27 protein-coding genes and 1 pseudogene are annotated in these 24,894 nt (G+C 64.3%); 16 read left to right on the forward strand and 12 right to left on the reverse strand.

Annotated features, from left to right (window positions below; genetic code table 11):
* From H143_RS0101775 to H143_RS0101785, 3 genes are all read left to right on the forward strand, one after another.
* Nucleotides 1-1,500, forward strand: coding sequence for a response regulator (locus tag H143_RS0101775; protein WP_019936502.1), 1,500 nt, complete (start codon nucleotides 1-3; stop codon nucleotides 1,498-1,500).
* On the forward strand, nucleotides 1,481-2,122 hold the full coding sequence (locus H143_RS0101780; protein WP_019936503.1) for a response regulator transcription factor: 642 nt from the start codon (nucleotides 1,481-1,483) through the stop codon (nucleotides 2,120-2,122). The genes H143_RS0101775 and H143_RS0101780 overlap by 20 nt, the downstream gene beginning before the upstream one ends.
* Before the next feature lie 130 nt (nucleotides 2,123-2,252).
* Nucleotides 2,253-2,999, forward strand: a complete 747-nt coding sequence (locus tag H143_RS0101785; protein WP_019936504.1) for a helix-turn-helix domain-containing protein — start codon at nucleotides 2,253-2,255, stop codon at nucleotides 2,997-2,999.
* 39 nt (nucleotides 3,000-3,038) lie between these two features.
* Here H143_RS0101785 and H143_RS19750 read toward each other — a convergent pair whose 3' ends face one another.
* From H143_RS19750 to H143_RS0101810, 4 genes and pseudogenes are all read right to left on the reverse strand, one after another.
* Nucleotides 3,039-3,512, reverse strand: coding sequence for a universal stress protein (locus tag H143_RS19750; RefSeq protein ID WP_019936505.1), 474 nt, complete (start codon nucleotides 3,510-3,512; stop codon nucleotides 3,039-3,041).
* Nucleotides 3,513-3,867: 355 nt separating this feature from the next.
* The gene (locus H143_RS19755) at nucleotides 3,868-4,320 is read right to left on the reverse strand and encodes a host attachment protein (RefSeq protein ID WP_019936507.1); all 453 of its coding nucleotides are present in this window, start codon (nucleotides 4,318-4,320) and stop codon (nucleotides 3,868-3,870) included.
* 25 nt (nucleotides 4,321-4,345) lie between these two features.
* Nucleotides 4,346-4,926, reverse strand: a pseudogene (locus tag H143_RS21325) (nitroreductase family protein).
* Between the two features lie 176 nt (nucleotides 4,927-5,102).
* Nucleotides 5,103-5,462 (reverse strand): SPW repeat protein, encoded by a 360-nt coding sequence (locus tag H143_RS0101810; protein ID WP_019936508.1) that lies wholly within the window; start codon nucleotides 5,460-5,462, stop codon nucleotides 5,103-5,105.
* A 157-nt stretch (nucleotides 5,463-5,619) separates the two neighbouring features.
* On the opposite strand from H143_RS0101810, the gene H143_RS0101815 reads away from it, so the two are divergent.
* The 6 genes from H143_RS0101815 to H143_RS0101840 all read left to right on the forward strand — a co-directional run bounded on the left by H143_RS0101815 (nucleotide 5,620) and on the right by H143_RS0101840 (nucleotide 10,125).
* Nucleotides 5,620-6,225 carry a DUF2946 family protein gene (locus H143_RS0101815; RefSeq protein WP_019936509.1) on the forward strand — a complete coding sequence of 202 codons (606 nt, stop codon included), beginning with the start codon at nucleotides 5,620-5,622 and terminating at the stop codon, nucleotides 6,223-6,225.
* 10 nt (nucleotides 6,226-6,235) lie between these two features.
* Nucleotides 6,236-6,817 (forward strand): NUDIX hydrolase, encoded by a 582-nt coding sequence (locus H143_RS0101820; RefSeq protein WP_019936510.1) that lies wholly within the window; start codon nucleotides 6,236-6,238, stop codon nucleotides 6,815-6,817.
* 1 nt (nucleotide 6,818) lies between these two features.
* Nucleotides 6,819-7,559: a leucyl/phenylalanyl-tRNA--protein transferase gene (aat, locus tag H143_RS0101825; RefSeq protein ID WP_019936511.1), complete on the forward strand. Its 741-nt coding sequence runs from the start codon at nucleotides 6,819-6,821 to the stop codon at nucleotides 7,557-7,559.
* Nucleotides 7,560-7,730: 171 nt separating this feature from the next.
* Nucleotides 7,731-8,444: an arginyltransferase gene (locus H143_RS0101830; RefSeq protein WP_019936512.1), complete on the forward strand. Its 714-nt coding sequence runs from the start codon at nucleotides 7,731-7,733 to the stop codon at nucleotides 8,442-8,444.
* 66 nt (nucleotides 8,445-8,510) lie between these two features.
* Complete coding sequence (locus H143_RS0101835) at nucleotides 8,511-9,548, forward strand: quinone-dependent dihydroorotate dehydrogenase (protein ID WP_019936513.1); 1,038 nt, start codon at nucleotides 8,511-8,513, stop codon at nucleotides 9,546-9,548.
* A 31-nt stretch (nucleotides 9,549-9,579) separates the two neighbouring features.
* Nucleotides 9,580-10,125, forward strand: a complete 546-nt coding sequence (locus H143_RS0101840; protein WP_019936514.1) for a DUF924 family protein — start codon at nucleotides 9,580-9,582, stop codon at nucleotides 10,123-10,125.
* Between the two features lie 142 nt (nucleotides 10,126-10,267).
* Here H143_RS0101840 and phaP read toward each other — a convergent pair whose 3' ends face one another.
* Nucleotides 10,268-10,843, reverse strand: coding sequence for a TIGR01841 family phasin (phaP, locus tag H143_RS0101845; protein WP_019936515.1), 576 nt, complete (start codon nucleotides 10,841-10,843; stop codon nucleotides 10,268-10,270).
* Nucleotides 10,844-11,202: 359 nt separating this feature from the next.
* Here phaP and H143_RS0101850 point away from each other — a divergent pair, with 359 nt between their 5' ends.
* On the forward strand, nucleotides 11,203-12,183 hold the full coding sequence (locus H143_RS0101850; protein ID WP_019936516.1) for a tripartite tricarboxylate transporter substrate binding protein BugD: 981 nt from the start codon (nucleotides 11,203-11,205) through the stop codon (nucleotides 12,181-12,183).
* Between the two features lie 492 nt (nucleotides 12,184-12,675).
* Nucleotides 12,676-13,599: a pyridoxal-phosphate dependent enzyme gene (locus tag H143_RS0101855; RefSeq protein WP_019936517.1), complete on the forward strand. Its 924-nt coding sequence runs from the start codon at nucleotides 12,676-12,678 to the stop codon at nucleotides 13,597-13,599.
* Nucleotides 13,600-13,603: 4 nt separating this feature from the next.
* On the opposite strand, the gene H143_RS0101860 is transcribed toward H143_RS0101855, so the two are convergent.
* The 3 genes from H143_RS0101860 to H143_RS0101870 are packed head-to-tail and all read right to left on the reverse strand — an operon-like array spanning nucleotide 13,604 to nucleotide 16,105.
* Nucleotides 13,604-14,452, reverse strand: a complete 849-nt coding sequence (locus H143_RS0101860; protein ID WP_019936518.1) for an IclR family transcriptional regulator C-terminal domain-containing protein — start codon at nucleotides 14,450-14,452, stop codon at nucleotides 13,604-13,606.
* 49 nt (nucleotides 14,453-14,501) lie between these two features.
* Entirely contained in the window at nucleotides 14,502-15,302 is an 801-nt protein-coding gene (locus H143_RS0101865) for a molybdopterin-binding protein (protein ID WP_019936519.1), read from the reverse strand.
* Nucleotides 15,303-15,319: 17 nt separating this feature from the next.
* Nucleotides 15,320-16,105: an EI24 domain-containing protein gene (locus tag H143_RS0101870; RefSeq protein WP_026349629.1), complete on the reverse strand. Its 786-nt coding sequence runs from the start codon at nucleotides 16,103-16,105 to the stop codon at nucleotides 15,320-15,322.
* Nucleotides 16,106-16,176: 71 nt separating this feature from the next.
* On the opposite strand from H143_RS0101870, the gene H143_RS0101875 reads away from it, so the two are divergent.
* Nucleotides 16,177-16,563 carry a thioredoxin family protein gene (locus tag H143_RS0101875; RefSeq protein ID WP_019936521.1) on the forward strand — a complete coding sequence of 129 codons (387 nt, stop codon included), beginning with the start codon at nucleotides 16,177-16,179 and terminating at the stop codon, nucleotides 16,561-16,563.
* On the opposite strand, the gene H143_RS0101880 is transcribed toward H143_RS0101875, so the two are convergent.
* Nucleotides 16,560-18,002, reverse strand: a complete 1,443-nt coding sequence (locus tag H143_RS0101880) for a DEAD/DEAH box helicase (protein WP_019936522.1) — start codon at nucleotides 18,000-18,002, stop codon at nucleotides 16,560-16,562. The genes H143_RS0101875 and H143_RS0101880 overlap by 4 nt on opposite strands.
* A gap of 166 nt (nucleotides 18,003-18,168) precedes the next feature.
* Here H143_RS0101880 and H143_RS0101885 point away from each other — a divergent pair, with 166 nt between their 5' ends.
* Nucleotides 18,169-19,668 carry an MDR family MFS transporter gene (locus H143_RS0101885; RefSeq protein WP_019936523.1) on the forward strand — a complete coding sequence of 500 codons (1,500 nt, stop codon included), beginning with the start codon at nucleotides 18,169-18,171 and terminating at the stop codon, nucleotides 19,666-19,668.
* Between the two features lie 36 nt (nucleotides 19,669-19,704).
* Here the strand turns inward: H143_RS0101885 and H143_RS0101890 are convergent, their stop codons facing one another.
* Nucleotides 19,705-20,031, reverse strand: a complete 327-nt coding sequence (locus H143_RS0101890) for an AzlD domain-containing protein (RefSeq protein WP_019936524.1) — start codon at nucleotides 20,029-20,031, stop codon at nucleotides 19,705-19,707.
* Nucleotides 20,028-20,774, reverse strand: a complete 747-nt coding sequence (locus tag H143_RS0101895) for an AzlC family ABC transporter permease (RefSeq protein WP_019936525.1) — start codon at nucleotides 20,772-20,774, stop codon at nucleotides 20,028-20,030. The genes H143_RS0101890 and H143_RS0101895 overlap by 4 nt, the downstream gene beginning before the upstream one ends.
* A 100-nt stretch (nucleotides 20,775-20,874) precedes the next feature.
* Here H143_RS0101895 and H143_RS0101900 point away from each other — a divergent pair, with 100 nt between their 5' ends.
* The 3 genes from H143_RS0101900 to H143_RS0101910 all read left to right on the forward strand — a co-directional run bounded on the left by H143_RS0101900 (nucleotide 20,875) and on the right by H143_RS0101910 (nucleotide 23,213).
* On the forward strand, nucleotides 20,875-21,795 hold the full coding sequence (locus tag H143_RS0101900; RefSeq protein ID WP_019936526.1) for a branched-chain amino acid transaminase: 921 nt from the start codon (nucleotides 20,875-20,877) through the stop codon (nucleotides 21,793-21,795).
* A 40-nt stretch (nucleotides 21,796-21,835) separates the two neighbouring features.
* Nucleotides 21,836-22,045, forward strand: coding sequence for a zinc-finger domain-containing protein (locus H143_RS0101905; RefSeq protein WP_019936527.1), 210 nt, complete (start codon nucleotides 21,836-21,838; stop codon nucleotides 22,043-22,045).
* A gap of 73 nt (nucleotides 22,046-22,118) precedes the next feature.
* Nucleotides 22,119-23,213, forward strand: a complete 1,095-nt coding sequence (locus H143_RS0101910; RefSeq protein WP_026349630.1) for a YheT family hydrolase — start codon at nucleotides 22,119-22,121, stop codon at nucleotides 23,211-23,213.
* A 57-nt stretch (nucleotides 23,214-23,270) separates the two neighbouring features.
* Here the strand turns inward: H143_RS0101910 and H143_RS0101915 are convergent, their stop codons facing one another.
* Nucleotides 23,271-24,779 carry a M48 family metalloprotease gene (locus H143_RS0101915; RefSeq protein ID WP_019936529.1) on the reverse strand — a complete coding sequence of 503 codons (1,509 nt, stop codon included), beginning with the start codon at nucleotides 24,777-24,779 and terminating at the stop codon, nucleotides 23,271-23,273.
* Between the last annotated feature and the right edge of the window lie 115 nt (nucleotides 24,780-24,894).

The raw sequence follows: 24,894 nt of genomic DNA on the forward strand, positions 1-24,894 counted from the left end.
ATGAACAAGCGACCGATCCGAATCCTGCTGGTCGATGACGAGGATGTCGATCGCATGGCCTGCGCGCGGGCTCTGGCTTTGGACACGACCCATGACTACACGGTGCTGGAGGCGCAAACGGGGCAAGCCGGTTTGCAGCGCATCCGGACGGAACAGCCCGATGCCATCATCCTCGATTACCGGCTTCCGGATCAAACGGGCCTTGAATTTGTCGCATCGCTTCATGCAAGCGCGAATGGAAAGCGGACTGAACCGCCGCCGATTCTGGTACTGACCGGTCATGACAGCTCGACCATTGCCGCGGAACTGATGCGCTGCGGCGTGTCGGAATACCTGATCAAGGATCTGGAACTTCAATACCTGAAGCTGCTGCCAGCCGTTGTACATCGCATGCTGCAAACTCGCCGGATGGCGGACTCGCAACGCCAGGCGGTGGCCAAGTACCGGCTGCTGGTCGAACAGATGCCGGCTATTACCTACGTGTATCCATTGCGCGACGATGGGGACGACCCTTATGTCAGTCCGCAGATTGGGATGCTTGGTTACTCGCCGCAAGACTGGACGGCAGGCAGGGCGTTTCACCTGTCCCGCATCCATCCGGGAGATCGCGCTCGGGTCGAAAGCCTGCTTGCCCACAGTATGGAGAGCGGCAAGCCGCTGCGTACCAGCTACCGCGTCATGACACGCGAGGGCAGGCACCTCTGGTTCAGAGACCACGCCAACATCCTGCGCGACGACAAGCAGCGCCCGATTTTCCTGCAGGGCGTCATGTTCGACATCACGCAGAGCAAGGCGGACGAACAGGAATTGCAGGCATCCCGCGAGGCGCTGCGCCGTCTGTCGGCGCACCAGGACCGTATCAAGGAGCAGGAACGCAAGCGCATTGCCCAGGAGATCCACGATGAACTGGGCGGCATGCTGACGGGAATCAAGGCCTACGTGTCCGTGTCGATAGCGCGCGCGCAGCGCGACGGACGGGCCGTGGATGTCTTGCTCACAGACGCGGTGCGGCTGGCCGATGAAGCGATCGCCGCCGTGCGCCGCGTGATCGCCGATCTGCGGCCCAGTGTCCTGGATCAGTTGGGACTCTGGGAGGCCATCGCCTGGTATGCGGAGCAGGTCGAATCCCAGTCCGGCCTGCGGCACAAGTGCCTGATCTCCCCCACAGCCAAGGTTTCCACCCTGGATCCGGATATGGCGACCATGCTGTTTCGTATCGTGCAGGAGGCGCTCACCAATGTCACCCGGCACGCCCAGGCCTCGATGGTGACCATACGCGCCAACACCAATGGCCCCACGCTCGAGCTGGACATATCGGATGACGGCAAGGGCATCGATGCGTCGAAATTCCCTATTGGCGACTCGTGGGGCATATTCGGCATGCGTGAACGGGCGCGCCATCTTGGCGGAGATCTGATCATCCACAGCGAAGGCAGCCGCGGCACCGCCGTACGGGTGCGGATTCCTCTGAGGGCCATCCATGATGCTCCCCAGCCTTGACGTGCTTCTGGTCGATGACCATGCGGTGGTGCGCAGCGGAGTCCGCCTGATGCTCAGCGACACTCCCGATATTCACGTGACGGGCGAGGCGGCGTCGGCGTCAGAAGCCCTGGACCTGATCACGGGGCATCATTTCGACGTCGCACTGGTGGACATTGCACTGCCGGGGCGCAACGGCCTGGATCTGCTGCAGGCGCTCAGGCGCGACGTTCCGGGTATGGCTGTCCTGATCCTGAGCACGTATTCCGAGGAGATCTATGCCATCCGGGCCCTGCGGCTGGGCGCGGCGGGCTACCTGACCAAGGATAGTCCGGGCACAACCCTGATCGAAGCGATACGCAAGGCGGCCACCGGCGGCAAGTATGTCAGCTCCGTACTGACCGAACACCTGGCGAGCAGGGTGAGCGGCGCGCCATCGGGGTCGCATGAGACCTTGTCGAACCGCGAACTGGAAGTCCTGAAGATGATCGCCGTCGGAAAAAGCCTGATCGAGATTGCAGAGCGGATGCACCTGAGCCCAAAAACGGTGACGACCTACAGGGCTCGAATCCTCGAAAAGATCGGCGTGCGCAGCAATGTCGAACTGGCCCGCTACGCCTCGGAAAGCGGGCTGCTGAAGTAACTGCAGCTGAAACGCGGTTGAAAAATTCTGTAGGGAAACCCTTACCTGATCTTTGCCGCCACGCCTGATAGGCGCGCGCCCGGATGCGGGCCAGAATGCCACTCATGCCATATGCTCGAGGGAGAAAGCCATGACCGCCGCCGCACCGATCCATGAAATGCCCATGCCCCGCGGCGGCAAGCCGCCCATGGTCGCCTTGAACGACTGCAATGAATGCACGAACCGCCAGCTTTGCATCTGGTCCCACCTGGACCCGCTCCACCAAGATAGTGCGCGAGACCTGGGGCGAACGATGCGCAATATCGGCGCAGGCCAAGCCATCTTCCGGGCCGGCGATCCGTTCCGCAATCTGTATGTGACACGCGCAGGCTCGTCCAAGACGGTACTCATGCGCGCCGACGGCCGCCATCAGATCACGGGATTCCAGCTTGCCGGCGAATTTCTCGGCCTGGATGCGATCGCCTCATCCGTACACCCCACCGATGCGATCGCGCTGGAAAGCAGTGTCGTGTGCATATTTCCCTATCAAAACCTGGAACGTCTGGCGGACTCGCTGCGCGCGGTGCGCGGTTACTTGAACCAGGCAATGAGCGAGGAAATCTCCCGCGAAGCCAACCTGCTGATGCTGCTGGGCCACCTGAGCGCGGAAGAACGCGTCGCCGCGTTTCTTGTAAACCTGTCCGACCGCTATGCCGTGCGCGGATACTCGCCTTTGGAGTTCAACCTGCTCATGAACCGGGAAGAGATAGGCTGTTACCTGGGCATGAAGCTGGAAACGGTGAGCCGCATGATGGCACGTCTGCATGACCGCGGACTGATAGACCTGCAGGCCCGCCAGATTCGCATCAAGGACCTGGCCAGCCTGCGGGCGGCATGAGACTCGCTTCTCGTTGTTCTCTGGCCGGACTGCAACGCGTCATGGCGTCGCGCCGAAGCCGGCCTGCTCATGATGCGGCACGAGGATGACCGGGCAGCGCGACTGGCGCACGAATGTTTCCGCGACGCTACCCATCATCAATCGGCGAAATCCGCGCCTGCCGTGCGTGCCCATGACCACCACATCGGCCTTGGTCTCGTCCGCGATTTTGCCGATTTCGTCCGCCACCCCGCCGGAGAGCAGGCCCGGATCGATCAGCCGCGTCTGGCCCTTGACGCCCGCTTCGTTCATGCTGAACTGAGCATTCGCGAGCGCATGGCGACCATCGGCTATCACCGCCTCACGGAAAGGCTCGATCTCGAAATAGGCCGACGAATAGACGGCGCTGGGATACTCGACCACATAGCTCGCCAGCAGCGACGCGTCTTGTGATTTCGCAAGATCGATGGCGTGGCTGAGCGCCCGCTGCGATGTATCGCTGCCATCGACAGCCAGAAGAATACGGTGGTACATGGAGGGTTCCCCTAATCAGGCAGTTGCTTTCTGTTCGACTGCCATCGTTTCTTGCCCATGATCGACCCGTTCAGTCAAACAGCATCGCGCCATGCCCTGTGGCAATGGCTTCGCACTCGAAACCTGCCCAAGAGATATGCATTCAGGATAAGTAAGACGCCGCGTGCAATATTGACCTGGGTCAACGGAGCCGACGTCAGAGGCCACCCCGCGGCAAGATCTGGCCTGCCGCCATGCAAGCGCTCATGGCAAGCGAGGCGGCCGCGACGATACGCGCGGCGAACCGCACGCGATCAGGCGCATTGACTTTGATCATTGCCAAGGCGCCTTTCGGGCATTTGCGCGCACCCGGATTTCAGTCGGGAATCGACAAGAATGTTTCGATCTGATCCACCGTATGGCCCGTTAGATCCCGAGCGATTTCCCTCTTGAGCATTTGCCGCAGGCGCGCACTGAGCTTGCGGCGCAAGATACCCAAGGCGCGTGGTGGTGCGATGACGATCAGGGTTGCCTGCAACGCATGCTGCGGCACCATGTCGTCCAAGCTCCTCGCAAAGTCTTCCAGAAAGTGAATTTCCGCGAGCCGGTGCCTATCGACGGTCTCGACCGCATGACGTCCCGAACCCGTAGGAGAAACAATTCTGTCCGGCCTGTCGCTTCCGTGTTCATGCGCGGCCCTAAGTTCCGCGCCCATGACGGAAACGGTGCATAAATTCAGCGATCCGCGTTCGCCCTCATTGCGAAACACGATGCCCTTGGCGCCGTCACAGACGGCAATCCATGCGAGATTGGGAATTTTGAAAGACATATTGAACCTTGCCAAGCCTGCGCCTCTACTTCGAGGTCGGGAAGCCGATTGTCTGGGCGAGAATCGGCACTTCGTCTTCATTCAAGGACAGCGCGTCGGACAATATCCTTTCAGAAAGCCAACCGCGCACCACACTGCTCAAGCCTGCCGAAGCGCAATACAGGGCCACATTCTGCGCAATGGCTCCCGTGGTCACGGCAGAGAACCGCTTGCACTGCTCCACCGACATTTCAATCAGGCGCGAGGTCTGGACGACGTAAACCAGATCCAGGGGAGCGTGGCCCACGAAATCCTGGTAACCGGTCTGGCCGCGCGCATCCACCGCGTGCTTGAGTATGAGGCGATGCATCACGGCGCCGTACGGCCGCCGGACGCGGGACGATTTACCCCGTCAGCCGCCCACAACAGCGCCCCGAGGGTGTTCATAGGCAGTTCCGCGGATGTGAATGCACGGCAGCTCGCGCGGCGCAGCAATGCCTGCATCAGGGGCATGCCATTTTGATAGTCCGGCGTGGGAAGATCGATGACGCGCTCGGACTCGGCAGTCACCGCCCTGGCCGGGACAGGCGGCGCCGGTTCATAGGCGATAAGTGGCTCGTCGTTCATGCGCGCCTCGGAACGAAAACTGCTGGCTTGACGAGTACCCATCCTAGCTTCGCAAGCGCTAGCCTTATTGACGTGAATCAAGGAAAGCGGATAGCCACGCACACACTGCAATCGTGATTTCGCGAGCGCCTCGGCGGGCAGCACCGGCGCAATAGCCTTGGGGAGTCGGTCGGCTGTCAGGCCTCGTACTCGTCGTGATAACGGACAAAAAGCAAAGCGCCCGCCGCCAGTGCAATGATGATCAAGCCGGCAATCACGGCACTCAAGGCAAATGCAGCCTCGCGGCTAAAACCGAGCAGCCAGGGCGACATGAGCAGCCATAGACCCACTATACCCATGGCATATTCCTCCCATATCTGCGCAGACGCGAGCCATGCAATCGCGACAATCACCACCGCGGCTCCGACGATGACTTGATTCCATTGTGCCAGCGAGCTGATCGATGAATCGGGCCAGAAATAGGGAATGACCCAGGGCGAGACAATGACGTAGAGGCCGACAATTGTCATGGCCCAATCTTGCCAGCGATGTTTCATGGAAATCTCCCGAATGGATGAAGGCCATACCAACATAGCCAGCGGACCTGGCCATGATCTTGACCAGGATCAAGTCTTTCCATTTCGCCAGCGCCGGTCCGAATGCCCGATTCAACGGGCTTAATGCAGATTGAGCAGTCCGGTAGATAATCGCATCATGGACGAAGAAGTCATCAAGGCCATGGCACGCTGGCCCGACGTGCCGGCCGCCTACGGCTGGCTGTCGCTGGATGCGCGCGGCCGCTGGCGGCTGCACCCTGCGGGCGACGCAGCAGCGGACGGCCCGGGGCAGGCCGTCGCCCACCCCGGCGTGCTGGCTTTCATGAATCGCAACTACGCCTGCGAAGGCCAGGACTGGTTTGTACAGAACGGCCCGCAACGGGTGTATGTACGCCTGGATGCCGCGCCCTATCTGCTGCGCCGGTCCGACGCCGGCCCCGGCCTGCAGACACACACCGGCCTGGCCATAGACCGGGTGACGAACTGGTGGCTGGACGAGCAAGGCCGGCTATATGCCGCCACCGACCAGGGGCCCGGAATGGTGGAAGACCGCGAACTGGCCTACGTGCTGGAGCGCCTGCGCACGGCGGCGGGAGAACCCGTTCTGAGCGTACTGGAGCAAGGCATGGAGGACGTCCGAGCCGCACTGCCCAGCATTTCGCTGGACGACGGCCCGGCTGCGCCGCTTGTGCGCCTGGCTCGGACCGATGTCCCCTCTCGCCTGGGCTTTCAGGCTAATCCGCGCCCCCGGGCAGGCGGTTAAAATCCTCGGCATGACAGCCTCCGCGCCCACCCGCTATTTCCCGGCCCCCCGCATCGCCCGGTTCTGCTCGCAATGCGGTTCGTCGATACGGCGCGGCATTCCCAAAGACGACAATCGCGAACGCGATATCTGCGACCATTGCGGCGCTATCCACTACCAGAACCCGCGCGTGGTAGTGGGCACCTTGCCGCGCTGGCAGGGCAAGATACTGCTGTGCCGGCGCGCCATCGAGCCGCGCTACGACACCTGGACCCTGCCCGCCGGCTTCATGGAACTGAACGAAAGCACGGTGCAGGGCGCCGAGCGCGAAACGCTGGAGGAGTCGGGCGCGTGCGTGCAAATCGGCCCGCTCTACACCATGGTGGACCTGCCTCACATCGGCCAGGTACACATCTTCTATCTGGCCGAGGCGTCCGATTCCAAGCTGGACCCCGGCCAGGAAAGCCTGGACGCGCGCTATTTCGACCTGGCCGACATCCCGTGGAACGAGTTGTCCTTTCATTCGGTGTCGTCCACCCTGCGTCACTATGTCGAGGACAGCAAACGCGGCGTATTCCCGGTACGGCAATACGCATTGAAAACACCGCTCTGAATTGAAACTGACCTGGCTAAACCTCGATACGCCCTTCCCGCCCGCGGACCAGGCGCTCGATGATCCGCCCGGCCTGCTGGCCTTCGGCGCGGATCTGTCCGTCGCCCGGCTTGCGCAGGCCTATCGGCAAGGCATCTTCCCCTGGTATGCGCCGGGAGAACCCATATTGTGGTGGAGCATGCATCCGCGCATGGTCCTGGCTTGCGCCGACTTTGCCCCTTCGCACTCATTGCGCAAGCGCCTGCGCCGCATCGAGGCCGAATCCGCCGGTCCAACCCCAAGCGTGGTCGTCAAAGTCGACACCGCCTTCGCCGATGTCCTGACCGGCTGCGCCGCGCCGCGCGACAACCAGAACGGCACCTGGATAATGCCCGAGATGCAGCATGCCTACCGCGCCTGGCACGAAGCCGGCAGCGTGCACAGCATCGAGACATGGATGGACGGCAAGCTTGCCGGGGGCCTGTACGGCGTGAGCCTGGGCCGGATGTTCTTCGGCGAATCGATGTTCGCGCGCCAGACCGATGCCTCGAAGATCGCCCTGGCCTACCTGGTCGCGTTCTTGCGCGCCAACGGCGTGGCGTGGATAGACTGCCAACAGGAGACCCGGCACCTGGCCAGCCTGGGCGCCAGGCCGGTCGATCGCGCGCAGTTCATCCGGCACCTGGCGCGTACGGTCGATGAGCCCGCGCCGCCATGGCGTCCCGGCATCCTCAATCTGGCAGGCGAGCTAAAGCCGCTATAAGCCGGCAGATGCTGCCAACCGAGGGGGCCTGCGCAATTCCTGCGCGCAGACGCCATCGGCAGCGAACTGGGCAATTGCGCAGGGTCCCTGGGCATCCCAAAGAGCTCGAATCTGGCGCAATAGGAATCTGGCGCGATAATAAAGACAGCGACCCGCCCCCGGCACTCAACCATGAGCCAGCTAAACGAGCTTCCTTTCTGCACGCTGCAGTTCTATTCCACGGCGCCCTACCCGTGCAGCTACCTGCCTGACCGGCAGGCCCGCTCGCAGGTCGCCGCCCCCGCCCACCTGATCAATGCCGGCACCTACTCCCAACTGGTCGAGCAGGGCTTTCGCCGCAGCGGCCTGTTCACCTATCGCCCGCATTGCGACCACTGCAAGGCGTGCATCCCGGTGCGCGTGGACGCCGCCGCATACACCCCCAACCGCAGCCAGCGCCGCGCCTGGAAGCAGCACCAATCACTGCGGGCCTTCGTCGCCGAACCGGCCTGGTCGTCCGAACACTACAAGCTCTACTGCCGCTACCAGCAGGGTCGCCACCCGGGCGGCGGCATGGATGAGGACAGCCGCACCCAGTATGCCCAGTTCCTGCTGACCACCCGCGTCAATACCCGCCTGGTCGAATTTCGCACCCCCGCAGACGAATTGGCCATGGTGGCCATCATCGACGTACTGGACGACGGTCTGTCCTCGGTCTACACCTTCTACGAACCCGACATGGCCGGAAGCCTGGGCACCTACGGCATCATGTGGCAGATCGCGCAATGCCAGCTGCTCGAACTGCCCTGGCTCTACCTGGGCTACTGGATCGCCGAAAGCCGCAAGATGTCTTACAAGGCCAGCTTCCAGCCGCAGCAAAAACTGATCGACGAGCGCTGGCAGTAACCTGTTGGCGCTGGCAAGGCCAAGACGGACGTCTAAAGAACTCGACAACTTACAATAGCAATCACCATGTCGATCCTATTCAACGCCTACCCCCTGGCCCGCGCCGCCCTCTTCGCGATGGACGCGGAAACCGCCCACGAAATCACGCTGACCAACCTGCAGCGCGCCTACGACTGCGGCGCCATGCGGGCCCTGCTGCACGCCAGCCCCAAGGCGCCCACCTCCCTCATGGGCCTGGCGCTGGCCAACCCCGTCGGCCTGGCCGCCGGCCTGGACAAGAACGGCGCCTACATCGACGCCCTGGGCAATATGGGATTCGGCTTCATCGAGGTCGGCACGGTCACGCCGCGAGCCCAGCCGGGCAACCCCAAGCCGCGCATGTTCCGCCTGCCCAAAGCCAACGCGCTCATCAATCGACTGGGTTTCAACAACCAGGGGCTGGACGCGTTCCTGGCCAATGTTCAGCGCAGCCATTGGCGCAAGCAGGGCGGCGTGCTGGGACTGAACATCGGCAAGAACGCCGATACGCCCATAGAGCGTGCCGCCGACGACTACCTGCTGGGCCTGGCCGGCGTGTATCCGCACGCCGACTACGTCACGGTGAACATCTCATCGCCCAACACCCACAACCTGCGCGCCCTGCAAGGCGAGGACGAACTGTCCGCCCTGCTCGAACGGCTGCGCGACAAGCGCGCCGAACTGGCCGACAGGCATGGCCGCCATGTCCCCCTGGCGGTCAAGATCGCTCCCGACCTGACCCAGGAACAGATCGACGTCATCGCCGACCTGCTGCCGCGCCACGGTGTGGACGGCGTGATCGCCACCAACACCACGCTATCGCGCGATTCCGTCAAAGGCCTGCCGCACGCGGACGAAGCGGGCGGCCTGTCGGGCACACCGGTGCATGGGCTGTCCCTGGCCGTGATCGAGCGCCTGCGCAAGCGAGCTGGCCGCGCATTGGCCATCATCGGCGTGGGCGGCATCCTGTCGGGCAAGGACGCGCGCGAAAAAATCGCCGCCGGCGCAGACGCAGTGCAGCTGTATACCGGCCTGATCTACCGCGGCCCGGCCCTGGTGGCCGAATGCGTGCGGGCGTTGGCCTGAACCCGCGCCCACACGCACGGAAGACGGCCGCATGTCCGCATCGCTCGAACAGGCCGAACCCGTCGTCGAATTCTGGCGGCGCTCCAAGACCCACTGGTTCCGCAAGAGCGAGTCCTTCGACCGGGCGTTCCGCGAGCGCTTCCTGGACCTGCACCTGGCTGCCGCGCGTCGGGAACTCGAAGGATGGAGCCAAGAGTCCACGGGGTCGCTGGCCCTGCTCATTCTGCTGGACCAGTTTCCACGCAACGCCTTCCGTGGTACGGCGCACATGTATGCGACCGACCCGCTGGCGCGACGCTATGCCCGGCAAGCCCAGGCACAGGATCACATGGAGCGGGTGCAAGAGGCGCTGCGCCTGTTTTTCTGCCTGCCTTTCGCACACTCAGAAGACCTGGCGGACCAGAACCTGTCGATGACGCTGCATGCAAAGCTGGGGGCGGATTTCATGTCCCATGCGCGGGAACACCGGGACATCGTCCTGCGGTTTGGGCGCTTTCCCCATCGCAACACCTTGCTTTTGCGCGACACCACGGCCGAGGAACAGGCATTTCTGGATGCCGGCGGCTTTGCCGGCTAGCCGGCCCGGGCGAACCCGCGCCAGCGCGCGCAAGTCCATCGCCTTGCGGCAGACGAAAAAAACAGGGCCACCCTTGGGGTGGCCCTGCTCATCATACGGGTACTGCTGCACTTAGCTCCATGAAGGGCCAAGCCTGCCCGGTTCAGGCAGCGCGGCGGCGCGAGGTCGCCTTGCCGGCAGCTTCGGCGGCATCCGTCGCGGCCTTGTAAGTGGCGTTGGCGGCGGCGCTCAGGTTATTTTCGGCGACTTCGGCGGCCTGCTTGGCAGCTTTGGTCAGCGAATCGTAAGCGCTGGTGGCGGTGGCCAGCGAAGACTTCAGCATGGCGACGGCGCTTTCCGAACCGGCGGGAGCGTTCTTGGTCAGTTGCTCGACGGCGGCGCTGACTTGCTCGCGGCCTTCGGCGATCTGAGCTTCGGCCAGCTTCGACAGTTCGGTCTGCATGCCGGCGAAGATGTCGTACACATGCTTGCTATAGGCCAGGGCCTTGTCGGCGCTGGGCTGAGCGGAAGCGGAGATGAACGAGGACACATCCTGGGCGTCCTTCAGGTCGGCGGCTTGCTGGGACTTTTGCGAAACCTCGTCCAGGGTAGCCTTGACAACCTTCAGGTTCAGGTCGATCAGCTTTTCGAAGCCTTCGAACATGGCGGTCTGGGCGGCGACGAAGGTGTTGACGGCGGCTTTCTGGCGGGCCAGAACTTGTTGCGGGATGGCGCTCATGAATCTCTCCTTACTTGAGATAAGTTGGGCGGCCTTGCTGCTACCGCCGTGTAAATGCATTTGTTGCATCGCACAAATGCTATTTTAGGCTTATGGCAGGGCATGTCAAGAATTTTTTGTGCAGCGCAATATAAATAGGCACTACCGAGGTGAAGCATCTTGGGCGCCGCTCCTGAAAAACAATATTGCAATGCAGCATGCAATCCATTCAGCTTTTACTAAGGGAAATCCGGGGTAACCCTTCTCAGCCGTTTTCCCTAGACTTCCGATCACCCATACGATCGGCCGGCAAAACCCCGCGCCCGGCGTGGGAACAACAAAAAGCACCAAGGCTCCCTGCCTCCCTCATTGGAGAAGACATGAATCGCTTGACCCGCAACCTGGCGGCAACGCTGGGCACGGTGGCTCTGCTCGCCGCCACCGGCGCCCACGCCGCCGACTACCCCGATCACACTATCAACTTCGTGGTCCCATTTGCCGCGGGCGGCCCCACCGACACCGTGGCCCGCAACCTGGCCCAGGCCATGACCAAAAATCTGGGCCAGGGCGTCATTGTCGAAAACAAGGGCGGCGCCGGCGGCACCATCGGCACCAGTTTCGTGGCGCGCGCGCCAGCCGACGGCTACACCCTGTTGCTGATGCACGTGGGTTTCTCCACCGCACCCAGCCTCTATAAAAAACCGGGCTACGATCCCTACACCAGCTTCGAACCCGTCGGCCTGGTCGTGGACGTGCCGATGACGGTGCTGGCCCGCTCCGATTTTCCGCCCAAGAACATCAAGGAACTGGCCGCCTACGTCAAGGAGAACGCCAGCAAGATCACCCTGGCCAATGCCGGGATCGGCGCGGCCAGCCACCTGTGCGGCGTCATGCTCAACGAAGCGTTCGGCGTGAACCTGCTGACCGTGCCGTACAAGGGCACGGCGCCGGCCATGAACGACCTGCTGAGCAAGCAGGTAGACATGCTGTGCGACCAGACCACCAACACCACGCAGCAGATCCGCGCCAAGACGGTCAAGGCCTATGCCGTCACCAGTATGGCGCGGGTGCCGACGCTGCCCGACCTGCCCACCATGGACGAGTCCGGCTTCAAGGGCTTTCAGGTCGGCATCTGGCACGGCCTGTGGGCGCCCAAAGGCACGCCCAAGCCCGTGATCGACAAGCTGGTCAAGAGTCTGCAGGCCGCGCTGGCCGACCCCAAGTTCCAGAGCAGTATGCGGCAACTGGGCGCCAATGTGCTGACCAGCGAGGCCAACCCCGAAGCGCTGCAGGCCAAGGTCAAGCAGCAGGTGCCCCAATGGGCCGAACTGTTCAAAAAGGCCGGGGTGAAGCAGCAGTAAATCGCCGGACGGCCCGAACTGGAAAAAGCCCCGCTATTGAACTGCCCCCCGCAGGTTGGATCTAGTCCAACTTCTGGGGGTCAGTTCATATGCCAGGCTTTTTTTCCTGGCCGGAAAAATTCCATATCCTGGCCCGCAACCCGCATTGCGCGACGGCATTCGTCGACATCGATCTGGACGCACCGGGGCGCCAGCTAGGGTTCCCGTAGGCCCCCACTCTCCTGACGGCGGCGCGTTCCTGAGTCCACGAGGCCACTTCAAAGTAGCGGGATCGAAGTCGTACCTCATCGCAACGGATCGGGGTGTCTTCAAGGCGTATCATCGGCACGGCGAGCAGGCCCGGGCAAGCCAGCCCGCAGGCCGCATCCACCAGTGCCATGACCGGCGGCTCGCGCCGATCGAACTCGCCCAAGGCGCCAGCGGCGGCGTGGTTGCAAACCCCGTCTGTCGCACTCCCTTTCTTCACCCGAAACGCAGTTGCGGAATACGCGCATGACCATCCACATCGAAACCCCCGTGCTGGAATCCCGGGCACTGTCCCTGAGCACCGGCAAACGAGTGCGCCTGAAAATGGAAGCGCTGCAGCCCAGCGGTTCGTTCAAGACGCGCGGCATCGGCCACGCCTGCGAAACATACAAGGCCCGCGGCGCCCGCAGGTTCATCTCATCCTCCGGCGGCAATGCCGGCTACGCGGTGGCCTACGCCGGACGCATGCTCGATACGCCGGTGATCGTGGTGGTCCCCGCCACGACGTCTGAGCGCGCCAAGCATTTGATCCGTTCCGAAGGCGCCGAGGTGCTCGTGCACGGCGCGTCGTGGATGGAGGCCAATGCGCATGCGCTCGAACTCATGACGCCTGCCGATGCCTTCATACATCCGTTCGACGATCCGCTGCTGTGGCAAGGCCATGCGAGCATGATCGACGAACTGGCCCGGCAAGGCGAGCGGCCGGACTTGGTCATTTGCTCCGTGGGCGGCGGCGGGCTGCTGTGCGGCGTGATCCAGGGCCTGCAGCGCAATGGCTGGCGCAGCGTTCCCGTGATCGCCGCCGAAACGGCCGGAGCGGACTCCTACTCCCAGGCCGTGCAAGCCGGGGCGCCGGTATTGCTACCCGGAATATCGTCGATCGCGACCTCCCTGGGCGCCAGGCAGGTCTGCGATCGCGCTTACGCGCTCACGAATGAACACACCATCGAGAGCATCGTCGTTTCGGACGCCGCGGCGGTCGCGGCTTGCGAGCAGGTGCTGCTGGAGCATCGCATCCTGGTCGAGCCGGCGTGCGGCGCTTCGGTGGCGGCGCTGCATGGCCGGTCGGCGCTTCTGAAAGAGGCCCGTTCTGTCGCGGTCATTCTTTGCGGCGGCGTGGGCATCACCGCGAGCCAACTGGCGCAATGGAGCGCGCAGTTCGCCGCCTGACCCTTTAGGGGTGAACGGAGGAAGGTTCGTAGCCCAGGGCTTCGGATATTCCAGCGGCGGTATGGACCAGCAGGTCTATCCATTCGTCGCGCATGCGCTCGGCCGGCGCCGAGATGGACAGGCCGGCCACCAGCTTGCCGGTATCATCCTGGATGCCTGCGGCGATGCAGCGCACGCCGGGCTCCAGTTCTTCGTTGTCGCGCGCGTAGCCATGGCGGCGCACCTGGGCCAGTTCGCGCTGCAGCTGGTCGATGTCGGTCAGGCTGTTGCGCGTATGGCCGGCCAGCCCGGTACGCTGCGCATAAGAGCGCACCTGTTTGGCATCGGCCACGGACAAAAACAGCTTGCCCGTGGACGTCAGATGCAGCGGCGCCCGGCCGCCGATGGCGCGCACCACCTGCATGCCCGAGCGCTCGCTCCAGGCACGGTCGATGTAGACGATTTCATCGCCCTGCTGCACCGAAAGATTGACCGTCTGCCCCGTCTGATGGTGCAGGGTGCGCATGGCCGACTGGGCCGCTTCGCGCACGTTCAGACGCCCCTTGACCAGCGACCCCAGCTCCAGCAGGCGCATGCCTAGCTGGTACAGGCCGTTGTCGACCCGTTCCACATAACGCCCGACCACCAGATCGTTGAGGATGCGGTGCGCCGTGGATGCGTGCAGGCCGGTGGTGGCCGACAGTTCCTTGAGGGTGACCGGGTCGTGGTGGGCGGCCAGGGCATCGAGCAGGCGCATGGCCCGGTCTATGACCTGGATGGCGACCGCGGATGAACGGACGCCGCTTTTGGACGCGGCATCCGCCTGCGCGGTCGGGATAGAAGTATCGGAACGCGAGGCAGCCATATCCCGCATTATGAAATCCAAGACGGGTTTTGGCAATCCGTCCGCAAAAACCGCGGGCCTAAGGCGTCATGCGCCCACCCAGGCGCTCGGCTTCGGCCCGCAGAAAGGCCAGCGCCTCGGCCGAAGGGCCGGGTTCGCCCTTGACGCCCAGTTCGATGTGTGGACGGCGTCCGTCCTCGCCCACGGAGGGCAGGCTGAAGGCGCGTACACCAGGCCAGCGCTGCTCGACGGCCACCATGGCCGGAGTGATGCGCGACTCGGGAATGCCGTAGACCAGGAAGGCGTGCTCGGCGCGCTGCTCGATGTGGTGCAGCGCGAGGTAGCGCGTGTCCAGCGTCCATTCGAGCATGGGCCAGGCCATCACCGGAAAACCCGGCACGAACGTATGGTCCTGGATGTAGAAACCTGGGATGCGGTTGTAGGGATTGGGCACCACCTCGCAGCCTCGCGGAAATACGCCCATCTGCAGGCGCTGCTGGTTTTCGGGCGTGTCCATGTCCGGCTCGGGACGGCCTTCCTTGCGCGCCATTTCCAGGGTGCGCAGGGTGATGGCCTCGCGGGCCTGCGGATGCAGTTCCAGCGGCAGCCCCAACGCCGCGGCCGCGGCCTGGCGCGTATGGTCATCGGGCGTGCCGCCGATGCCGCCGCAGGAAAAAACAATGTCGCCCGAAGCGAAGCTGCGCTTATAGGCCGCAATCAGCATGTCGCGGTCATCACCCAGGATCTGCGCCCAGGCCAGTTGCAGGCCGCGCGCGCCCAGCAATTCGACCACTTTCGCAAAATGCTTGTCGTGATGGCGGCCAGACAGAATTTCATCGCCGACAATGATCAGGCCGATGCGGCGGGAAGAAGTAGTCATGCGCAATATCCTCTGAATCAAACGTCGATCGTACGCTCGTCGCGCAGGCGCGCAAGCGCGTCCAGCCCGTAATGCGCATACACAAGGCTGCCGTACACCGGTAACACCACCCAGGCGGGCGGCAGCAGATTGATGAGGGCACAGACGATGCCTATGCCCCACAAGGGCAGATTGTGTCGCGCGAGCAGCAGGCGCCGCTCGGCCGGGCTGGCATGGTCGACGATGGCGTCCACGCGCAGCATGCGCGAAAAGGCGAAGGCCCACCAGGCGACATGCAGCACGATCGCCATGGGCGGCACCAGCCACAGGGGCAGCGTCAACAGCCAGCCTGCGGCAAAAACCAGGCTTACCCAGAAAGCGTTCCAGACGCTGACGGCCAGGGCATTGCGGCCCTGCCGCGCCAAGCCTGCATAATCGCCGCGCTCCAGGTGGCGCAGCACCAGCGGCATGACGAACACCGCCGCGATGGCCAGTCCCAGGACGCCCGAAACCGGCAGCAGGATGGCGGCAGCAATAATGGGCGTGAGATAGACCTTGAGCGAGAACATGCCGACCGTGGCCAGCCAGTCGTCGACGCGCTCCATCGCGCCCCAGCGGGCAAGCTCCATGCGCAGCCAGTCGGTGAGCGGCATCCAGAAGAGCCACATCATCAGAACGGCCCCCACCAGTGCGATCAGCAAGGGCAGCAGCACCGCGAACAGCATGGACGGGTGGCATTGCGACACCAGCGCGCGCTTGAACGCCCTCGCCACGGCGGCATAAGCGTCCGGGGGCGGGGATGCACTACGACGAGCGAAAACCATGGATGGCAGACACGAAAAGGGTAGAACGCGATGGCGGGTATCATAGGTCAAAGATCCTTCGCTCCGCCTACATGCCCCTCTTCGTTCCCGCTACCGATGGCGCGGCACTGCGCCAGGCACTGGCCGCCCCCGACACCTGGCTGGTGGCCTGTTTCTGCGCCGCCTGGTGCAGCACCTGCACCGAATACCGCCCCAAGATGCAAGCCTTGTCCGAGGCCCGGCCGCAGCACGTCTACGCCTGGATAGACATCGAGGACGAACCCGACCTGCTGGGCGACGAAGACGTGGAGAACTTTCCCACCCTGCTCATCCAGGCGGGAGAACGGGTGCTGTTCTACGGCCCGATGTTGCCGCACATTGGGCATCTGGAGCGCCTGCTGGACAGTCTAAGCGCCGAGGGCCCCGCCGTCGGCACGCAGCTGCCCGACGTAGCGCAGCTGCTCAGGCAGGCCGCTTAGGAGGCCTTGCGGCCGCCGCCCAGCAGAGCCGCCAGCGGCCGGTTGCCGACCGCGGGCTTGGCCGATGCCGTCCCAGCGGACCCGGCCGGCTGGCCGGCGCTGTCCTGAGCGGGCTCGTAGGGCTTGAGGAAGAATTCGTCGATGGGCTCGGCGCGCGGCGCGCGATGTTCGCGCCCGGGACGCTCGCGCCGGTCGCCGCGTTCGCCGCGCTCTTGACGCTCGCCGCGGCCTTGGCCATGGCTTACGGCGTCGGCCGGCAGATCCAGCTTGCCGCGCGGAACCTGGCGCTTGATGAGGCTTTCGATGTCTTGCAGGTAGCGCTCTTCTTCGGGGGCGAACAGGGAGATGGCCTCGCCCTTGGCGCCGGCGCGGCCCGTGCGGCCGATGCGGTGCACGTAGTCCTCGGCATTGCGCGGCAGGTCGTAATTGATGACGCAGGGCACGCCGGCCACGTCCAGGCCGCGCGCGGCCACGTCAGTGGCTACCAGCACTTCGAGTTCGCCGGCCTTGAACGCGTCCAGCGCCTTCATGCGGTCGAGCTGGCTCTTGTCGCCGTGGATGGACTCGGCCTTGACGCCGTCGCGATCGAGCTGGCGCGCCAGGCGCGCCGTGCCGATCTTGGTGTTCGAGAAAACGATGACCTGCTTGAGTCCACGCGATTTGACCAGGTGCACCACCGCGGCGCGCTTGGCTTCGCCCGACAGGGGATAAGCGATCTGCGTGACCGTGTCGGCCGTGGCGTTGCGCGCGGCGACTTCGAGCTCGACCGGCTGGTTCAGGAAGGTGCGGGCAAGCTTGCGGATTTCGTTGCTGAATGTGGCCGAGAAAAGCAGGCCCTGGCGCTGCACCGGCAGCAGCTTGATGATGCGATCCAAATCGGGCAGAAAGCCCATGTCCAGCATGCGGTCGGCCTCGTCTAGAACCAGGATGCCTACCTGGCCGAGGTTGACGTTCTTCTGTTCGACGTGATCCAGCAGGCGGCCCGGAGTGGCCACCAGCACTTCGCAGCCAGCGCGCAGCGCTTCTCTCTGCGGGCCTATGTCCACCCCGCCGAACACCACGGCCGAGCGCAGGGGCGTGTGCTTGGAATAGCGCTTGACGCTCTCGTAGACCTGGTCCGCCAACTCGCGCGTGGGCGCCAGGATGAGCGCGCGCACCGGATGGCGGGCAGGTGAGGCGCTGGTGTTGGCCAGCGGCATCAGCCGATGCAGGATGGGCAGCGTGAAGGCCGCCGTCTTGCCGGTCCCGGTCTGCGCCGCGCCCATGACGTCACGCCCTTCCGATACTACCGGAATCGCCTGCACCTGAATGGGCGTGGGCGTCAAATAGCCGGTATCGGCAATGGACTTCAACAACTGCGGATGCAGGTCGAAATCCGCGAAGGTAAGTGCAAGTGCTGCATCCGCAGCGGGCGCGTCAGTAGGGATAGATTGGGTCATCGAATAGACTCCGGACAGCGCACAAAAAAACGCCCCGGATAGGTGTAGATGAACGATTTTAGCAGTCTAGGGTTATCCCGAGCCAAAATCTTTTATAGTGGTGGGTTGCGCTTGCCCGCTGCCCAGGTTGCGCTCCCGCAACGGGCGCCCCTATTGCCACCGCTCAATGCCCACCTCCAACCACGCCCACCGGCCATTCATCGTGGCCGCCGTCATGACCGCCCAGGTCATGGTGGCCATCGAGGCCACCATCGTCTCGACCGTCATGCCCCAGATCGTGGCCGACTTGAGCGGCCTGGACCTGTACAGCTGGGTGTTCTCCTCTTTCCTGCTGGCCCAGACCACCATGACCGTGGTGTTCGGCAAGCTGGCCGATGTGATCGGCCGGCGGCCCATGATGCTGCTGGGCATTGCCATCTTCCTGGTGGGCTCGCTGCTGGCGGGCTTTGCCCCCAGCATGCCCTGGCTTATCGCCTTTCGCCTGATCCAGGGCATCGGGGCGGCCGCCATCCAGCCCCTGTGCGTGATCATCGTGGCCGACTATTATCCCGCGGCAGAACGCGGCAAGGTGCAGGGCTACCTGGCCAGCGTGTGGGCCATCGCAGCCGTGCTCGGACCCATGGTGGGCGGCGTCATCATCCATCACCTGTCCTGGTCCTGGATCTTCTGGATCAACCTTCCCATAGGCCTGATCGCCGCGGGCATTTTCGTGCGCTATATGCGCCACGACACGCCGCTCCAGCGGCCGTCCGTCGACATGCTCGGCGCCCTGCTCTTTACCGTCGCCATGGCCTCGCTGATGATGGTGCTCTCCGACGGCGTGGACCTGCCGTCCGGCTGGATATGGAAGCTGCTGGCCCTGTGCGCGGCGTCGGCGATCGGCTTCGTCTGGCAAGAGCGGCGCGTGGCCGACCCGATGGTGTCGTTCGCACTGTGGGGCGGGCGCGCCATCGCAGCGACCAACACGGCCACGCTGCTGGCAGGTATGGCGCTGCTCGGCCTGACCACCTTCCTGCCCATGTATGCCCAGGGCGTGCTGCACCAGACTCCCATCGTGGCCGGCATGGTGCTGACCCTGATCATGCTGGGCTGGCCTTGCGGCGCCACGGTGGCGGCGCGCAATTTCACCCGGACGGGCCTGCGTCCCGTCATGATCGCCGGCAGCGTCTTCATTCCGCTGGGCGCGCTTTTCATGGTGTTCCTGCATCCGGGCAGCTCGCCTGTGCAGGCCGGCATCGGCTCGCTGATCATGGGTTTCGGCATGGGCCTGCTGAGCATCGGCAGCCTGATCCTGATCCCCGAAATCGTCGACCGCTCCCAGCAGGGCAGCGCCATGGCGTCCAACCTGTTCTCGCGCAATCTGGGCAGCACGCTGGGCGCGGCGCTGTTCGGCGCCGTGCTGAACTACGGCCTGAACAACAACCGCACCGGCTCGGCCATCACCTCGGACCAGATCAAGCATGCGCTGCGGTCCAACGACGCACGCAGCGCGGTGGTGAGCGAAGTTCTGCAGCATTCGCTGCACCTGACCTTCATCTCGGTCTTCGGGGTGTCGGCCTGCATCCTGGCCCTGGTGCTGCTCATTCCGCGCGCCGCCATCCGGCACTTGTCGAAAGACACGCTGGCGGAAAAGGCCAGGCGCGCGGCCGAACACGCCGCAGGCTAGGGCCCGATGACCCTGAACGGGAACCACGCACTGGCCTCAGGCGATCCAGCGCAGCAGCCAAAGGACGAGCATCCCCACGACGATCACCAGCGTCGAACTGCGGGTGCGCAGAAAAACGAGCGTGGCGGCGACACCGGCTAACAGCTTGTAGTCGAACGCCGGCCCCCCGCCTGCGTGCCAGGGCAGCATGTCCGGCACGATAATGGCCGTCAGCGCCGCCACCGGCGCATAGCGCAGCGCGTGCCGCACCCCGTCCGGCAGGGGCAGGTTGCCTCCAACGATCATATAGCCGGCGCGCGTGAGAAAAGCGCAGACGATCATCACCACGACGGCCCAGAAATAGTAGGACTGGCTCGGCATCATGCCCTCATCCTGTGCTGGCGCCGTTCGACCACCATGCCCGCCACGATGCCCACCACGACCGCGGCCAACAAGCCCAGCCGCATGGGCAGTAACTGCCCCACCCACGCGACCGCACCCGCCGAAAGCACGGTGGCAACCATGGGCCGCGTCCTGGCCATAGGCACCACGATGGCCAGGATGGCCAGGGTGGCGGCGAACTCCAGCGACCAAGACTCGGGCACGAACGTGCTCAGGTAGATGCCGACGATGGAAAAGACTTGCCAGCTGAGCCAGCAAGGGAAAATCATGCCGATGTAGAACCAGCGCTGCGACGGCGTGGCCAATGCGGGGGAGTCCGCGTAGCGCGTCATGTACATGGCGAAGGCCGCGTCGGAATTGAAGAAGCCCAGGGCCATGCGCTGCCACACCGTCCGGTCGCGAAAAAACGGATACAGGCCGGCGTTGAAAATCACGAATCGCGCATTGACCATGAGGCCCGCCGCGAACACCAGCCACAAGGGCGCGCTGGCTGCCAGAAGCGGCAGCACCATCAACTGCATGGTGCCGGAATAGACAATGATCGTGATGATCAGGGCCACGAGCACGCTCATGCCCGACTTCACCATGGCCACGCCGGTCACCAGGCCCCATACGCTGTTGGCGATGATCGCCGGCGCGATCTGGCGCACGCCTTCCCGGAAGGCGTCGCGGCATGCATGCCGCGAAACTGCGTCCAGCGCAAAGTCGGGGGATTCAGAAGCCACTGGCGGGCTCCATGCGGACGGTGCGATACAGCATGATGGCGCGCATTGTAACTCTCGCGGCTTGATACAATAACGCGACATTCCATGGGAGGGCACCATCATGTCGATGGCAGACCGAGACGGCTTCATTTGGTATGACGGCAAGCTCGTGCCGTGGCGCGAAGCCACCACGCATGTGCTGACGCACTCCCTGCACTACGGCCTGTCGGTCTTCGAGGGCGTGCGCGCCTACAAGACCGACCAGGGCACCGCCATCTTCCGCCTGCAGGACCACACCCGGCGCCTGCTCAATTCCGCGCACATCTACCAGATGGCGGTACCTTTCGATGCCGCCGCGCTCAACCAGGCGCAGCGCGAGGTGGTCAAGGCCAACAAGCTCGAATCCTGCTATCTGCGTCCCCTGGTCTTCTACGGCTCGGAGAAGATGGGCGTCTCCCCCAAGGGTGCCAAGGTGCACGTGGCCATCGCGGCCTGGCCCTGGGGCGCCTATCTGGGCGAGCAGGCTCTGGCCCAGGGCATCCGCGTGAAGATTTCCTCCTACGCCCGCCAGCATGTCAACGTGACGATGCCGCGCGCCAAGGTGGCTTCCACCTACGCCAACTCCATCCTCGCCAACAATGAAGCCCTGCAGGACGGCTATGACGAGGCGCTGCTGCTGGACACCGAGGGCTTCGTGGCCGAAGGCTCGGGCGAGAACGTCTTCATCGTCAAGGACGGCGTGCTCTACGAACCCGAGATCGCATCGGCTCTGACCGGCATCACGCGTTCCACCGTGCATGCCCTGGCCGCCGACCTGGGCGTCAAGGTGATCACCCGCCGCCTCACGCGCGACGACCTCTATATCGCCGACGAAGCCTTCTTCACCGGCACCGCCGCCGAAGTCACGCCCATCCGCGAGATCGACAACCGCCGCATCGGTTCAGGCTCGCGCGGCCCGATCACCGCCCAACTGCAGAACGCCTTTTTCGACCTGGTGGCCGGGCGCAATCCCAAGTATGCGCACTGGCTCACGCTGGTCTGACGTCTTTCAACCTTAAGCACGCATCATTTCAGGAAACACCATGACCGCAGCCGCACCCGCCACCGCCCAGGACGCCATCCTCGTCGGTGCCGAAGACCTGCCCCTGTTCTGCCCCGGCCCCAAGGCCCATCTCTGGAGCATGCATCCGCGCGTGTTCCTGGACGTGACCGATGCCGGCTCGGTGCGCTGCCCCTATTGCAGCGCCGAATACCGTCTCAAGCCGGGCACCGTGGTCAAGCACGGCCACTGATGGCTGTAACGCCGGACCGCTCCCAAGGCGAACACGTCCTGCTCGGGAGACAGGCGCAGCACAGGAGCCTGTCTTGGCTGCGAAGCTAGACACCTCTTCCTGCGACGTTCCTTCCTGGCTGCCTGGAGGACACCTCCAGACGATCCACGCTTCGCTCTTGGCGCGGTATCACCGCATCGCTTTCGCGCGCGATCGCGTCGAGACCCCAGACCGGGATTTCGTCGATTTCGACTGGGCCGGTCCCGGTCTTTTTCCGCACAAGCCCCCCGCCCGCCCGCCCGCCGAAGCGGCGCCGCTGGAAGCGGGCGCCTCGGCCGCCGCGCGCTGGATCACTCCGACCGACTGGCAGGCCCTGCCGCAGGAACCCGGCGCGCCGGCTCTGATTCTGTTCCATGGCCTGGAAGGCAGCAGCGGCAGCAACTACGCCCAGACCATCGCGGCGCATTTCCGTTCGCGCGGATGGGTGGTGGTGGTGGCGCACTTTCGCGGTTGTTCGGGTTCGCCCAACCGCCTTGCGCGCGCCTATCATTCGGGCGACTCAGCCGATATTGCCTTCATGCTCGACGCGGTGCGCCGGCGCCTGCCGCGCGCGCGCTGGTACGCCGCGGGCGTATCGCTGGGCGGCAACGCGCTGCTCAAATACCTCGGCGAACAGGAGCACGAAGCCGGCTGGCTGACAGCCTGCGCCGGCGTCTCGGTGCCGCTGGACCTGGTGGCCGGCGGCGCAGCCCTGGGCCACGGTATCGTCGGACGGCAGATCTACACCCGCTACTTCCTGCGCACCATGCGCCGCAAGGTGCTGGAAAAAGCCAGCCGCTATCCGGGCGTGATCGACGTCATGCGCATCGTCCAGGCGCATGACCTGCACGATTTCGACGACACCTATACCGCGCCCATGCACGGTTTTCGCAATGCGCTCGACTACTGGAGCAAGGCATCGAGCAAGCCCTGGCTGGCGTCGGTGCGCGTGCCCACGCTGGTGCTCAACGCGCGCAACGATCCCTTCCTGCCTGCCCGGTCGCTACCCACACCCGAACAATGTTCGGACCGCGTGCTCCTGCACCAGCCCGAGTTGGGCGGCCATGCCGGCTTTGCCGTGGGCCGCTTTCCCGCCAACCTGAACTGGCTACCCGAACGCCTGGGCCGCTTCTTCGAGACGGGCGCCTGAAGGCGAGTGCGAAGGCCAAACCGGACTTTCGGCGCGGACCTACAACACGAATAGGTCCTAGCCCTTCGGAATGACGCCCTTGAATCGCCGGAGCAGATCGCGCTCGTCCTGCAGACGCTGCCGGACATCGTTTAATTGCGCATCCAGCTCCGACTGCTCGTAGAAATCGGTGGACAGGCTGCGCGCCTGCTGCAGCTGATAGGCCGCGGCGGCATAGGCCCCCGTCAACAGGTAGTACTGCGCCATATCTCGCCGCGCCGCCACCTTGCTGCCGCTGCGGTCCTCGCTGCGAGCCAGCATCTGGTATAGATCGGGCTGGTCCTTGCCCCATTCCTTGGCCTTGGCGCGCAGATAGGCCTGCGCGGCGGTCGTGCGCCCCGCGCTCTGCAGGGCCGTGGCATACGACATAGCCAAGGCCTGCCGGCCGGGCCAGCGCTTGACCGCAGCCTGCGCCTGTGCAAGGGCATCGGGCACGTCCTTGCGCGCCAGGGCGATGTCGATACCCAATCTGGCCAATTCGGGCGCTCCGTCGGGCCATGCCGCTTTGGCCTGATTCCAATACGCAGCGGCCTGCGTCAGGTCATCGCGGCGCAGCCAATAGCGCGAAAGTCCATAGAGCGCGGCGGCGCGCCGCACGCCCGCGTCGGATACGACTTCGGAGCGCAACGTTTCGCGAATGTCGCGCAAGGCCTGAGAATCGCCGCCTTGCAGCACACGCACCTTGGCACGCAGAAACCAGAAATCCGCCGTATTGGTGTAATGCACCGTGGGCAGATCCCGGATGCGGTTCTGCATGTCGGTCATGCGCTCGATCGATTGCGGATGGGTCCTGGCCCAGGGTCCGCCGCCCGTGCCGTCGTTCAAGCGCGAGTCCATCATCAGGCGGCCGAATAGGCTGGCCATGCCCTTGGGGTCGTAACCGGCCTTGTAAAGCATGCGCAGGCCGGCGCGATCGGCCTCGCGCTCGGCGTCGCGCGAGAATTCCAACTGCCGGCTGATCGCGGCGGCCTGACCGAAAGTAGCTATGCCCATGGCCAGATCGCCGGACCTGGCCGCCAGCCCCGCGATCAGGGCCGCAGCCACACTGGCCAGCGCGATCATGCCGTTCTGCCCACTCTGCGTCATGCCCCGGGCGATATGGCGCTGGGCGACGTGGCCGATCTCGTGCCCGAGCACGCCGGCCAACTCGGACTCGCTCTCGCAAGCCAGGATCAGGCCGGTGTTCACGCCGATGAAGCCGCCCGGCAATGTAAAGGCATTGATCTCGGGGTCGAGCACGCCGAACATTTCGATGGGCGGAACCGGGTTGGGCGCGTATGCCGCCAGCTTGCGACCCACGCGCGTGAGATATTGATTGAGTTCGGCATCGTCGATGTAGGTGGGATCGAGCCGCCCTTGCGACATGATGGCTTCGCCGAGCTGGCGCTCCGCATCCGGGGTTAGCTCATCGGAGGAAGCCGCGCCCATCGACGGCAGGCCGATCGGCTGGGCCATCGCCGGCAAGCCCGGCCCAGTCAGCGCCAGGCAGAGTGTTCCGGTCACAATACGCTTTGCATTCAGCAACATCAGTAGCACGTCCCCTTTGCAATAAGCACTATGATAGTGACCCTATTTCGGATGCTCGCGCGCTCGCGTCTTGAGGCACCCCGAAGGCAAATTTGCAACCCTCTGTGCTCGAGCA

Source organism: Bordetella sp. FB-8, from assembly GCF_000382185.1.
Taxonomy (GTDB): domain Bacteria; phylum Pseudomonadota; class Gammaproteobacteria; order Burkholderiales; family Burkholderiaceae_B; genus Bordetella.